General features: G+C 42.8%; 12 protein-coding genes and 1 tRNA gene. 1 reads left to right on the top strand and 12 read right to left on the bottom strand.

Going from position 1 to position 12,645, the window contains the following annotated elements:
* From atpA to NQ541_RS01370, 5 genes are all read right to left on the bottom strand, one after another.
* Positions 1 to 1,509 carry a F0F1 ATP synthase subunit alpha gene (gene atpA, locus NQ541_RS01390; RefSeq protein WP_023921762.1) on the bottom strand — a complete coding sequence of 503 codons (1,509 nt, stop codon included), beginning with the start codon at positions 1,507 to 1,509 and terminating at the stop codon, positions 1 to 3.
* Between the two features lie 5 nt (positions 1,510 to 1,514).
* Positions 1,515 to 2,051: an ATP synthase F1 subunit delta gene (gene atpH / locus NQ541_RS01385; protein WP_005611001.1), complete on the bottom strand. Its 537-nt coding sequence runs from the start codon at positions 2,049 to 2,051 to the stop codon at positions 1,515 to 1,517.
* Positions 2,032 to 2,502, bottom strand: a complete 471-nt coding sequence (gene atpF / locus NQ541_RS01380) for a F0F1 ATP synthase subunit B (RefSeq protein ID WP_005611002.1) — start codon at positions 2,500 to 2,502, stop codon at positions 2,032 to 2,034. Before atpF ends, atpH begins: the two co-directional genes overlap by 20 nt.
* A gap of 63 nt (positions 2,503 to 2,565) precedes the next feature.
* Complete coding sequence (atpE, locus tag NQ541_RS01375) at positions 2,566 to 2,790, bottom strand: ATP synthase F0 subunit C (protein WP_005611003.1); 225 nt, start codon at positions 2,788 to 2,790, stop codon at positions 2,566 to 2,568.
* An 80-nt stretch (positions 2,791 to 2,870) separates the two neighbouring features.
* Entirely contained in the window at positions 2,871 to 3,530 is a 660-nt protein-coding gene (locus tag NQ541_RS01370) for a F0F1 ATP synthase subunit A (RefSeq protein WP_005611004.1), read from the bottom strand.
* A 407-nt stretch (positions 3,531 to 3,937) separates the two neighbouring features.
* Between NQ541_RS01370 and NQ541_RS01365 the strand changes: the two genes are divergently transcribed.
* Entirely contained in the window at positions 3,938 to 4,510 is a 573-nt protein-coding gene (locus NQ541_RS01365; protein ID WP_005611005.1) for a M48 family metallopeptidase, read from the top strand.
* A 205-nt stretch (positions 4,511 to 4,715) separates the two neighbouring features.
* Here NQ541_RS01365 and NQ541_RS01360 read toward each other — a convergent pair whose 3' ends face one another.
* From NQ541_RS01360 to NQ541_RS01330, 7 genes are all read right to left on the bottom strand, one after another.
* On the bottom strand, positions 4,716 to 5,327 hold the full coding sequence (locus NQ541_RS01360) for a VanZ family protein (RefSeq protein ID WP_005611006.1): 612 nt from the start codon (positions 5,325 to 5,327) through the stop codon (positions 4,716 to 4,718).
* 243 nt (positions 5,328 to 5,570) lie between these two features.
* The gene (locus NQ541_RS01355) at positions 5,571 to 6,173 is read right to left on the bottom strand and encodes a Maf family protein (RefSeq protein ID WP_005611007.1); all 603 of its coding nucleotides are present in this window, start codon (positions 6,171 to 6,173) and stop codon (positions 5,571 to 5,573) included.
* A 36-nt stretch (positions 6,174 to 6,209) separates the two neighbouring features.
* The gene (locus NQ541_RS01350) at positions 6,210 to 7,913 is read right to left on the bottom strand and encodes an ABC-ATPase domain-containing protein (protein WP_023921758.1); all 1,704 of its coding nucleotides are present in this window, start codon (positions 7,911 to 7,913) and stop codon (positions 6,210 to 6,212) included.
* Positions 7,914 to 8,036: 123 nt separating this feature from the next.
* A complete protein-coding gene (locus NQ541_RS01345) occupies positions 8,037 to 10,151 on the bottom strand; it encodes a glutamine synthetase III family protein (RefSeq protein WP_005611009.1) in 2,115 nt (704 codons plus the stop codon).
* Positions 10,152 to 10,368: 217 nt separating this feature from the next.
* Positions 10,369 to 11,232 (bottom strand): class II fructose-1,6-bisphosphate aldolase, encoded by an 864-nt coding sequence (gene fba, locus NQ541_RS01340; protein ID WP_023921755.1) that lies wholly within the window; start codon positions 11,230 to 11,232, stop codon positions 10,369 to 10,371.
* Between the two features lie 212 nt (positions 11,233 to 11,444).
* Positions 11,445 to 11,516 (bottom strand) — tRNA-Glu (locus NQ541_RS01335).
* Positions 11,517 to 11,693: 177 nt separating this feature from the next.
* Positions 11,694 to 12,620 carry a diacylglycerol/lipid kinase family protein gene (locus NQ541_RS01330; protein WP_005611012.1) on the bottom strand — a complete coding sequence of 309 codons (927 nt, stop codon included), beginning with the start codon at positions 12,618 to 12,620 and terminating at the stop codon, positions 11,694 to 11,696.
* Positions 12,621 to 12,645: the final 25 nt, after the last annotated feature.

Below are 12,645 nucleotides of genomic sequence, written 5' to 3'. Positions count from 1 at the left end.
TTAACACCTGCTCTTCTTAAATTCCTTTGCCGTCTCTACGATCTTTGTGATCAATTCCTCTGACAATACTTTCTTGTCCTCGATCTCCTGACCGATCTCCGGATGCTCTGTATCAAAATAACGAAGCATATCTGCCTGGAATGATTTGATCTTTGTCTTTTCTACTCCAAGAAGTACTTTATGCGTTGCTGCACAGAGTGTGATTACCTTCTCATGCAGTGAAAGCGGATGATATAATGGCTGCTTCAGAAGTTCCATCAGACCACTTCCATATTCCAGTTGTTCCTTGGTTGCCGCATCCAGATCAGAACTGAACTGCGTAAACACTTCCATTTCACGATACTGTGCAAGATCGATACGGATACTTCCTGATGCCTTTTTCATTGCTTTCGTCTGTGCCGCACCACCTACACGGGATACAGAAAGTCCGACATTAACCGCCGGTCTCATTCCTGATGCGAAAAGTCCGCTCTCCAGGAAGATCTGTCCGTCTGTAATGGAAATTACGTTGGTCGGGATGTATGCAGATACATCTCCTGCCTGCGTTTCAATAATTGGAAGTGCCGTAATAGAACCTCCTCCAAGTTCCTCACTCAGGCGGCTGGATCTCTCCAGAAGTCTTGAATGAAGATAAAAGACATCTCCCGGATATGCCTCACGTCCCGGAGAACGTCCAAGCAACAGGGATAAAGCACGATAAGCAACTGCGTGCTTGGAAAGATCATCATAAATGATCAGGGCATCTTTTCCCTTGTGCATGAAATATTCAGCCATTGCTGTTCCTGCATATGGTGCAATGTACTGAAGTGGGGCACAGTCGCTTGCTGTGGAAGATACGATAATCGTATAATCCATCGCTCCATGCGTCTGCAATGTATTTACAACTTTGGCAACTGTCGATGCTTTCTGTCCGATTGCAACATAGACACAGATTACATCTTTGCCTTTCTGATTCAGAATTGTGTCCAAAGCAATGGATGTCTTTCCCGTCTGACGGTCTCCAATGATCAGCTCACGCTGTCCACGACCGATCGGAAACATTGCATCGATGGAAAGAATACCGGTTTCCATCGGGACACTGACTGATTTACGATCTACGATTCCCGGTGCTTCATTCTCGATCGGGCGGTAATCGTCTGATGCAATCTCACCTTTTCCGTCGATCGGTTCACCGAGTGCATTTACAACTCTTCCTACATAAGCATCGCCAACCGGAACGCCTGCCTTCTTTCCTGTACGGGCTACCTTCGTGCCTTCGCGGATGCCTGTATCGCTTCCGAAAAGAATACATCCGATTTCATTCTTACGGATATCCTGTACCATTCCTTTCAGGCCTGTCTCGAAGGTAACGATCTCCCCGTACATGGCGTGATCAATCCCATAAATCGTGGCGATTCCGTCACCTACAGCAACAACAGTACCAACTTCACTGTCCTTGCTCAGTGTATCAAAATTTTCTATCTCCTCTTTCAGGATAGAAATAATCTCATCTGAATTGATTGAACTCACCTTGTTCACCTCCAGGTCAATCTTTGTTCTAATCTGTTCAGGCGTCCTTTCATACTCCAGTCATACTCATCACTGCCAACGCGGAGAATAAAACCGCCAAGCAGTGCCTGATCCTGGCATACTTCAATCTTTGCTTTTTTAGCTCCATACTTTTTGCAAAGGAACGCCTCCATTCCTTTTTTCTGTTCCTCACTCGGAGGTACAGTACATGTCAGGACAGCATTCAGAACCTGGTTCTGTTCATCGCAGTACCTGTCATATGCGGCGAAAATATCCTCGATCAGATCCATTCGCTGATATTTGCAAACCACTTTAAGGAAATTTCTGATCTCCTCCGGAAATACCTTATCTATCACTGTCATTTTTTTCTTAAGATCAATGGTAGGGTTCACGAAAATATCGTGAAGCTGCGGTACTTCACTGAAGATCTCTCGTGTCTTCTGCACAGCTTCTGCCGGGACATTGACTTCATACAGCACCCGTGCATATCTGACTGCTGCCACAGGGCAGTAAATCTGACTTTTACTTGTCTGTATCTTCATCTGTCCCACCTACTTCTCCCAAAAACTGGTCATAAATGTTCTGCTCTTTGTCACCCACGATCTTCTCTGCGGAAGCGATCGCAAGTCCTGCGATCTGGGACTGAAGCTCTTTCATTGTTTGTTCACGCTCGATACGCACATTTTCTTTTGCATTCTCAATGATATTGCCCGCCTTCGCTCCGGCTTCACCAACAATGCGGTCATACTCTGCCCTGGCATCGATCCGTGCTTTGTCAACAATCTCTGCGGATTCTTTCTTTGCTCCGCTCAGTGCTTCCTCATATTCCGCTTTTAACCGGTTCGCTTCGTCCTGCGTATCCTGTGCGTTCTGAAGACCATCTGCGATCAGCTTTCTACGCTGCTCCATGATATTACTTACCGGATTGATCAGGAAATGTCTCAACAGAAGAAAGAGAACAATAAGGTTGATAATGGTCCAAACAAGTCCCATATTTATTGAAAGCACCTTTTACACCTGCCTTTCCTGTTATCTGCCTCCATCTCTTTTCTGCTCTTATTTCAGGAAGAAGATGATCAGGATACCGATGATGAAACCGTAAATAGCTGTTGCCTCTGCAAGTGCACATCCAAGGATCAGGTTCTTACTGATCTTTCCTTCTGCTTCCGGCTGTCTTGCGATCGCTTCTACAGCCTTTCCTGTAGCATGTCCGATACCAATACCTGCTCCAATACCTGTAAATACTGCAATAGCTGCTCCAATAGCAATAAGTGTTGACATAATCTTAATCTCCTTTTCTTAATTAAAAATTGTTCACGTGATCCGGATTTTCCCCGTCTGATACTCCAGGCGGATCACATTTACTCCATCTCTTCCATCATGAATAAAGATGTCAGGAATACAAATACGTACGCCTGAAGAAGGCCATCGAAAATATCGAAATAAAAACTGACCGGAATCGGTACAATCAGTGGAACTACAGCTTTCAGAAGCTCCATTACCACAAATCCTGCCAGCATATTTCCAAATAATCGCATACAAAGCGACAATGGCCGGATGACGATCTCCAAAATCATAATCGGTGCTACGATCGGAATAGGCTCAGCAAAGTGTTTTACCCAGTGCTTCATTCCATTCTTCTTAATGCCCGAAAACTCGATCAGGCACATACTCATGATCGCAAGTGCTGCCGTTACGTTCAGATCTTTCGTCGGCGGCTTAAAGCCAAATAACGGTGCAAGCGTATTAGAACAAGCCAGATAAAGAAGTACCGTGATCAGATACGGTATATATCCCTTGTTCTCTTTTCCTAAAATTCCCTCAAAGAAATCCTCTGCCCAGCCGATACCGGCCTCCAGAGCAAGCTGCACCTTTCCGGGATTTTCTACTTTCAGGTTTCTTACCAGGATGATCGATGCAAGAACAAGCACCGCCATAATAATCCAGGTAACAACAACTGATTCTGAAATCCCACCTACTATCGGAAGAGTGAACACCGTTTCACAGTTCAGTTCTTCCATCAAAGTGTCTGCCAGATTTCCCGTATTGCTCCCTCCTTTTCTTCTTATTTAATGGAATAGTACTCCCGAAAAATTCTTTTGTCAACATTTTACAAACCTCGCAGAAAAATACCGAGACCACTCTATTTTTACTTCAATTTGCTCTTTTTTTATTCTACGTTCTGTCCATTTTTTATCGCTTTTTCAGGTGGTTTTCGTTAAATAAATAACGATTGTATTTTTTCACAAACAATTTATACAATTTTCCGCACTTTAATTTCTCTACTTTTGTAGTTCTTCCTATAGGAACAATTTCGCTTATTTGTATCCTTTGTATAGAAACAATAAATTTTTCTCATTTTTCATCTCTGTCTTTTGAGTTATAATAAATGCAGACCTAATCATTACAGACCGGAGGTACAATAAGTATGAGTTTTCCCATTTCTTACGAAATTATCTACAGTAAGCGGAAATCCGTTGCAATTCAGATCCGTCCTGACGGACAGGTCATCGTGCGTGCTCCCTATGGTTGTCCCCGTTCCTTTATCAATTCTTTCATCCATCAGAAAGCTGACTGGATCGTAAAACATTCTGCCGAAAATAAGCAGCGTTACGAAAAACAGGTACAACTAAAAAAAGACCGCCCCACGCTCTCAGATGCACAACGCAGACGGTATATTGAGACTGCCCGTTCTATTTTTACGCAAAAGGCTGCTTACTACGCAAGACTTATGGGCGTTACTTACGGCCGGATCTCTATCCGGGAGCAGAAGACCCGCTGGGGAAGCTGCAGCAGCAAGGGAAACCTTAACTTTAACTGGCGTCTGATCTTCGCTCCCGAAGAAGTGGTTGATTATATTGTCGTTCATGAGCTGGCTCATCGGAAAGAAATGAACCACTCCAGAGCTTTTTATAATGTAGTTGCGTCCGTTCTGCCGGATTACAAAGTCCAGGAAAAATGGCTGAAAGAGAATGGGGAAAAATTGTGGAATTGTGTATAAATTCCTGTCTCCTGATCTTGGGTGAAATTGTTAATGTATTTTCTCCTTCCCCATTTCCCCCTCGAATTCGAAGGGGATAAAATGAGAATTATTCAACCTTTTATCAACCGATCATCCGATTTCATAACAAAACATCCCGACAGTCAAAACTGCCAGGATGTTTTCCCCTTTATCTTAAATCTTTTCCCTCTGCATTTTTCATATATCACTTTAACAATGCATCAGAATTGTCATCGCACACACATTTAATATAGGACAAAAAAGCATTTGAGTTCGTTTCTAACTTTTTGTATCCCCACTGAAATACATTACGGAATATTTTAAATACCCCATATCCTAACAATACTCCTATAATATTCAAAAGAATATCGTCTATATTCACATGTCTGAAAGTAAATCCAACCCATAACGCAGTCAATAATTGCCCTGCCTCTGCACATCCACCCACCAGTAATCCACTCAGCATAATTTGTCGCCAAGAGCATCTCATCAGAAACGATAACCCAAATCCCAATGGAATTGTCACTATAATATTCAGAACGCTCTCCATTGAAAAATCTGTCACTATCGTCTTTAGTGGAATCAAATTCATTTCTCTCCAAACATTTTGTCCACCCATTGCTGCTTTCATTCCTTCCGATGCATAAATTGGGAATTGCGTTAAATCAAGGACAACACATAAGTATATGTACATAACAGAAAAGCATAATAAATACATATTGCTTTTTCTTTTCATAAATTTCAAAAAAGCCAGTAGTATAAGAAAAAGTAATGCTAAACCGCCTATGACATAAACGCTGTCAAAATAATAAATCATCTATTATGCCTCCGGAAATTTTAATAAAAGAAAGCTGTAAAAAATTTACACTTCATAAACTTGCTCCTTTCATAAAGCATATTACAATATCAGTTACTTTTTTCTATGTGACGCACGCCTTATGTTTTTATTATACAATAATAATAATTTTTTCAATATAAACAGATATTTTATCTGATTTCAAATTGTTTTCGCTCTTTTTCAACTTCAAAATAAATAAGCATACTTATAACCATGCTTTCGTTAGCACATCAAACATATCTCCTTCAACTGCTGATACACATACGACACCGGAAGTCCCACTACGTTATAATAGTCTCCCTCGATCCCGTCGATATAAGCAGCGAACACTCCCTGGATTCCGTATCCGCCCGCCTTATCCATCGGGTCTTTTGTTGCAACATATTCGCGGATTTCCTTTTCGCTCATTTCATGCACATGAACTTTCGTCTCAACTGCATGAGAGATTACCTCTTTTTTTCCTTCTTTATTATAAGAAAGAAATGCCACACCTGTATAAACTTCATGGCTTCTTCCCTGGAGATTCTGAAGCATTTCAAATGCATGTTCTTCATTCCTTGGCTTTCCAAGAATCTGCCCGTCCAAAACTACGATCGTATCTGCACCGATCACGACTGTATCTATCAGAAGTCCTTTCTCTGCTTCTATATCTGACGCAACATTTTCGGCTTTCATCAGTGCCAGTTCCTTCACAATCTCTTTTGGTTCTGTCGCTGTATACCGTTCTTCTTTTCCGCTTACTCTCTGCTCAAACTCCACTCCGACCTGCTCTAAAAGTTCTTTTCTTCTCGGCGAGCCGGAGGCAAGGATTACTTTTTTTGCCATGCTTTCTCTCCTTTTCCATTATCTTCCAATTCTATTCTACAGTTTCAGCCCTCTGTACCGGTTAAAGCAGGCGAAAATCTCCTGTCTCCTCGGCATTGCCATACATGGCACACTTGAACCACTTCCACTCAGAGCCTCCAGCCCGCCTTTGTCCAGTGTCTTTTCCAGTTCCCCGACAATCTCTTGCAGCGTCTTTTTTCCATCTATGATCTGCTTCTGTGCATAACGGATACAATACCCAAGTGTAGTAAGCTGCTCGCTGTCTGTCAATTGTTCTACATAGCGAAGATCGATCGTGTCCCGGTTGATGGACACCGCCTCGCATCCCATCACTTTCATTTTCACACGGTCTCCGCTTTTTAATTCCCGGTTTGCTGTCGGACATCTTCTGAAATCCGGTCGCTTTGCAGCCACTTCCGGTACACTGATCGCCGGAAATGTCTCTGCTTCTTTCTTTGCAAAAGCTGTAATGTCTTTCGGCATATACCGGTCCATCTGAATCACGCTGTCCGCTATATGGAAATAAGCTCCCGAACTGCCCGCCACGATCACCGTAGAAATATCGTATTCTTCATACAACTCCCGGATGCGTTCAATAAACGGAGTGATCGGCTCCATTTCCCGGTGAATCACCCGCTGCATCAGTTCATCACGGATCATGAAATTCGTAGCACTTGTATCCTCATCGATCAGAAGAAGTTTTGTTCCCGCTTCAATTCCCTCTACCACATTTGCCGCCTGTGAAGTACTTCCACTTGCATCTTCTGTGCAGAAGCCGACCGTATCCTTTCCATTTGGAAGATCATTGATAAACATGGAAATATCTGTCTTTTGGATACTTCTTCCATCTTCTGCACGTAATTTCAATGCAGATGCATCCGTAATCACATACTCCCGTCCATCACCGGCAATATGGTCATACACTCCCAGTTCCAACGCTTTCAAAAGTGTCGACTTTCCATGATAGCCTCCGCCAACGATCAGGGTAATTCCTTTTTTAATCCCCATTCCTGTAAGCTTTCCCTTATGCGGTAATTCCAAAGTCACTTCCTGCTCCTTCGAAGAAATAAATTTCACCCCGCCACGCATCGGTTTTGCTGAAATTCCCGACTCTCTTGGAAGAATACTTCCATTTGCCACAAAGGCACAGAGTCCCAGCTCCGATAACATTTCTCTTATATAATGCTGGTCTTCCGCCAGGTCAATGATCTCTCTGAGCTTTCCTTCATTCATATTTTTATAAAAAAGTGAATATCTGACACATTCCGGTACAAATTCAAACAGGATCTTTTCCAGTTCTCTTGCATTGATCGTTCTTCCATTTGCAGGAAATCCAATCTCCATTCTCAGCGTCACATCTCCCGTCCTTTCATCAATCCGGCACGCTGTCCGTTCCAGCACTTCCTGTCCACACCGGCTTACTGAAATCAGGCCACTTTTTCCCGATCCTTTTGCCTTAAATGCAAAGCGTTCTGCCCTTCTTCCAAACTGCCGCGTCAGTTCATCCTGCAACGCAACTCTCTGATGTCTTTCTTTATACAATTCTTTCGGAAATGCTGCCTGTCTTCCCCGCACACGGACACTTACCTTTGACGGTGACGCAAATGGATCACCCTGCACATGGTCAATAGACAATTCATATCCCTGAAACTGATAGATTCCTTTTGTATCTTTATAAGCCGGATAGCCTTTATGGTCGATCCGGTTCAGTAAACTTTTCAATTCTGCTGCTGACTGCATTTTTATTCTCCACACTTTCTTTTTATATTTCTTTTTCATTATACTATAAAAATAAAAAAAGTCACTGCCCGGACGTTTCATCCGAACAGTAACTTTTTATAATAAGTAAAACTTTTATGAATATTATACCTCGAAGATCAGGTCTCCGTAAGATGGCATTGGCCAAGCCTCTTTGTCAACGATCATCTCAAGCTTGTCGACCGGAGCACGAAGTGCTTCCATAGCCGGAACAACATCTGAATGATAGAAGTTCGCCTGCACTTCTCCCTCTTCTTTTGCTGCTGCCTCATCTGTTACTTTCACAAGGACATCCAGTGCTGCCTTTGTCTCAGCCATAAGAGCACTTACTTCCTTCAATGCTTCAGTCTGGACTGCAGCATCCACACCTGCCTCTTTTACAGCAAGAACTGTATCAGCCAGTGTCTTTGTATATTTGATAAATGCAGGCAGGAACTGCTTGCTTGCCATATCGATCATCGTACGCGCCTCGATATTAATTGCCTTTGCATATGCCTCATACTGGATCTCTGCACGGGACTCAAGCTCTGCCTTTGTAAATACACTAAATCTCTCAAACAGCTTGATGGACTTATCTGTTGTAATTGCAGGAATCGCTTCTACCATGGACTTGATGTTCGGAAGTCCTCTTCTCTCAGCCTCTGCAACCCACTCATCAGAATATCCATTTCCGTTGAAGATAATTCTCTGATTGTCTGTCAGATATTCTTTGATCAGGTCATGTACTGCAAGATCAAAGTCATCTGCCTTCTCAAGAATATCACACGCATCTGCAAATGCTTCAGCAACGATCGTATTCAGTACAATGTTCGGATTTGCGATGGAATCTCTTGATCCTACCATACGGAACTCAAATTTATTTCCTGTAAATGCGAACGGTGATGTTCTGTTTCTGTCTGTTGCATCTTTTGAAAGCTCCGGAAGTGTGCTGACACCTGTATCCAGCTTTCCTCCATTCAGGCTGTGCGTAGCCTCTCCTGTGCTGATCAGCTGATCTACCACATCCTCAAGCTGCTCGCCAAGGAAGATGGAAATAATCGCCGGTGGTGCTTCATTTGCTCCAAGTCTGTGGTCATTTCCCGGATCTGCTGCGGATTCTCTAAGCAGATCTGCATGTACATTCACTGCCTTCAGAATGCAGGCAAGTACCAGAAGGAACTGTGTATTTTCATGAGGTGTCTTACCTGGCTCAAGAAGATTGATTCCATCGTCTGTTGTAATGGACCAGTTATTATGCTTACCGGAACCGTTTACTCCTGCAAATGGTTTCTCATGAAGCAGGCACTTCATTCCATGCTGGCATGCAACTCTCTTCAACGTCTGCATTGTGAGCTGGTTCTGATCTACTGCAATATTTGCTTCGGAATAGATCGGAGCAAGCTCGTGCTGTGCCGGAGCAACTTCATTATGCTGTGTCTTTGCTGTAACGCCGACTTTCCACAACTGGATATTTACATCTCTCATGAAAGATGCGATCCTCTGACGGATCGTTCCAAAGTAATGATCATCCAGTTCCTGTCCCTTCGGAGGCATTGCACCGAAAAGGGTACGTCCTGTATAGATCAGGTCTTTTCTCTGTTCAAACTTCTCTGCATCTACGAGGAAGTACTCCTGCTCAGCTCCAACAGAAGGAGTTACTTTCTTAGATGTTGTGTTTCCAAATAAACGGAGCAGTCTTAATGCTTCTTTATTAATTGCTTCCATGGAACGAAGCAGCGGTGTCTTCTGATCCAGTGCCTCTCCTGTATAAGAGCAGAATGCTGTCGGAATGCAAAGTGTAGCTCCGCCTGCGTCCTGTCTTACGAATGCCGGTGAAGTACAATCCCATGCTGTATATCCTCTTGCTTCAAATGTCGCTCTCAGTCCTCCTGACGGGAAGGATGAAGCATCCGGCTCTCCTTTGATCAATTCTTTTCCTGAGAAGCTCATCAGGACTTTACCACTCGGAAGTGGTGCAGAAACAAATGAATCATGCTTCTCTGCCGTAACTCCTGTCAGCGGCAAGAACCAGTGAGTATAATGAGTAGCACCTTTCTCAATGGCCCATTCCTTCATCTCATGAGCAATTACATCTGCTGTTTCGAGGTCAAGATCTTTTCCCTCTTCAATCGTCTTTCTCAGGTTCTTATAAACTTTCTTTGGCAGACGCTCCTGCATGACTGTATCATTAAATACATTTTCTCCAAAGATTTCAGCTACGTTGATTACTTCTGTGCTCATACATATCCCTTCCTTTTCATTGATTCTTGTCGCATCCAGGTTCCTCTATGACAGAATCCCTTTCTGCTTTGCATATTTTACACATCACCAAAAGAATCTTTCCTGATGTATAAAAAAGGGCATTCCAATCTTAAATTGGAACGCCCTTGTTCTGTCTACGTCAGTCAGTATAACTCAACTTTTCCTAAAACGCAAGTAAAAGTTAGAAAAATTTTTCTCAGGCTTTTCCGACAGATCCGAATAACTCCATTTTTTCTTTTACTGTAGCCATAATTGCATCTGTACCTGGCTTCAGAAGTTTACGTGGGTCAAATCCTTTGCCCTCAAGATCTTTTCCTGCCTCGATGTACTTACGTGTAGCATCTGCAAATGAAAGCTGACACTCTGTATTTACATTAATCTTAGCAACTCCAAGAGAAATTGCTTTCTTGATCATATCGTCCGGGATACCTGTACCACCGTGAAGTACGAGCGGCATGATACCTGTACGCTGCTGGATCGCATCCAGAGTCTCAAAACTTAATCCCTCCCAGTTAGCCGGGTATTTACCGTGGATGTTACCGATACCTGCTGCAAGGAAGTCAATTCCAAGATCAGCTACCATCTTACACTCTTCTGGATCAGCACACTCACCTTTTCCGATGACTCCGTCTTCTTCTCCACCGATGGAACCTACCTCAGCCTCGATAGACATTCCATGCTCATGAGCGATCTTTACAAGTTCTTTTGTCTTCTCAACGTTCTCGTCGATCGGATAATGAGATCCGTCAAACATGATGGATGAGAATCCTGCTTCTACACATTTCAGGCATCCTTCGTAGCTGCCGTGATCAAGATGAAGAGCAACCGGAACTGTAATTCCAAGTTCTTCCATCATTCCATTTACCATTCCCACAACAGTCTTATAACCTGTCATGTACTTTCCTGCACCCTCTGATACTCCAAGAATAACCGGAGAGTTAAGCTCCTGAGCTGTTGTCAGGATTGCCTTTGTCCACTCAAGGTTGTTGATGTTGAACTGGCCAACTGCGTAATGACCTGCTTTTGCTTTCTGAAGCATTTCTGTAGCTGATACTAACATATTCATTTCCTCCAATTCTTTCATTTCCCGACACTCTGTGAAAACTGCCGAAAATAATTTAATTTAGAATCTTCCTATATTATAGCTTATCCAATGGAAAAAGACAATCTTATGTTTTGCATAAAATATAAGTACTTTCCCGTCTTTTTTTGTACAAGAAAATAGTTTCCGCAGAAACAAAAAGATCTGCAGAATACTCTGCAGATCTTAAGTGACTCCGAGGGGAATCGAACCCCTGATTCCAGCGTGAGAGGCTAGCGTCTTGACCGCTTGACCACGGAGCCATATTTACTTGCCTGTACTTTCTTTCGTCACAAGCAAGTATGATTATATAGTACTTTTTTTTAAAATGCAAGTACTTTTTTCATTTTTTTTAATATTTTTAAAAATTTCTTCAATTCAGTTTATATTGGTATATTTTCTGAAATTTCTTCCTTTTCAGCTCGATACTATCCTCTGCTTTATTCTGTTCCTTTTTTCTCGGAGACATCCTCAATGACTTCCGGCTTTACCATGATCTCAAGTGCTTTCTGACAGTCTTTTACCACTACTTCTTCATGCACTCCGCCAAATTCACCATCCAACGTCCATGGAATTTCCTCTTCTGTCTCAAAATGAACCTCATTTGTCTTAAAAGAGTACATCCGCTTCGGGTTGATCTTTCTCAGTGCCAACGCCCCCAGGATCTCGTTCAGTTCCATTGGATTCCTTGGTGTCTTGAACAGTGTTACTTCAAATTTCCCATCATCAAAGACTACATTCTTTCCTGTAATTCCTTTAAATCCCCCCACCGATCGGGAGTTCGTCACCATTCCGTAAATAAATTCATCTTCTATCGTCTCTCCGTCATGAGTCACTTTGATCCGGTAAGAGGGAATATTAAAGATACGTTTCGTTCCTTCTAATATGTATGCCAGATGTCCCAGTACATTTTTCATGCTCTGCTTCGTCTCATAAGAAACATCCGTAAATAATCCAAATGCCGCAATATAGACAAAGTAATCCTGATTAAACACTCCCACATCACACGCAAACGGCACTCCATTCACAACTGTATCTGCCGCTTCCAGCATATTTTTGGAAATATGAAGACTGCTTGCAAAGTCATTCGTTGTTCCGGCCGGGATATATCCGATCGGTACTTTGTCCTCCCGCTTCATCATCCCCGTAACAACTTCATCCAGCGTTCCGTCTCCTCCGCTGCATGCTACGAGATCATACTGTTCCTCGTATTCTCCCATCTTTCTTACGGCATCATGATATTTCTGGGTAGGATAGACCGTCACCTCATATCCGCCCTTTACAAAAATATCCAGCACATCTGAGAGCTTCGGTTTCAGAAGCCCCATGCCTGAATTGGGATTATAAATAAATAACATCTTCTTCATACTCACAGACCTCCAAATTTAAGAT

The organism is [Ruminococcus] lactaris ATCC 29176 (assembly GCF_025152405.1).
GTDB lineage: Bacteria > Bacillota > Clostridia > Lachnospirales > Lachnospiraceae > Mediterraneibacter > Mediterraneibacter lactaris.
Note: the sequence above shows the minus strand (reverse complement) of the source record. Positions and strands in the feature narration are given on the sequence as shown.

Excerpts from the sequence above, each read along its gene's own strand:
- atpH (WP_005611001.1), bottom strand. The coding sequence starts at position 2,051 with ATGAAGATACAGACAAGTAAAAGTCAGATTTACTGCCCTGTGGCAGCA.
- atpF (WP_005611002.1), bottom strand. The coding sequence starts at position 2,502 with ATGGGACTTGTTTGGACCATTATCAACCTTATTGTTCTCTTTCTTCTG.
- atpE (WP_005611003.1), bottom strand. The coding sequence starts at position 2,790 with ATGTCAACACTTATTGCTATTGGAGCAGCTATTGCAGTATTTACAGGT.
- NQ541_RS01370 (WP_005611004.1), bottom strand. The coding sequence starts at position 3,530 with ATGGAAGAACTGAACTGTGAAACGGTGTTCACTCTTCCGATAGTAGGT.
- NQ541_RS01365 (WP_005611005.1), top strand. The coding sequence starts at position 3,938 with ATGAGTTTTCCCATTTCTTACGAAATTATCTACAGTAAGCGGAAATCC.
- NQ541_RS01360 (WP_005611006.1), bottom strand. The coding sequence starts at position 5,327 with ATGATTTATTATTTTGACAGCGTTTATGTCATAGGCGGTTTAGCATTA.
- NQ541_RS01355 (WP_005611007.1), bottom strand. The coding sequence starts at position 6,173 with ATGGCAAAAAAAGTAATCCTTGCCTCCGGCTCGCCGAGAAGAAAAGAA.
- NQ541_RS01350 (WP_023921758.1), bottom strand. The coding sequence starts at position 7,913 with ATGCAGTCAGCAGCAGAATTGAAAAGTTTACTGAACCGGATCGACCAT.
- NQ541_RS01345 (WP_005611009.1), bottom strand. The coding sequence starts at position 10,151 with ATGAGCACAGAAGTAATCAACGTAGCTGAAATCTTTGGAGAAAATGTA.
- fba (WP_023921755.1), bottom strand. The coding sequence starts at position 11,232 with ATGTTAGTATCAGCTACAGAAATGCTTCAGAAAGCAAAAGCAGGTCAT.
- NQ541_RS01330 (WP_005611012.1), bottom strand. The coding sequence starts at position 12,620 with ATGAAGAAGATGTTATTTATTTATAATCCCAATTCAGGCATGGGGCTT.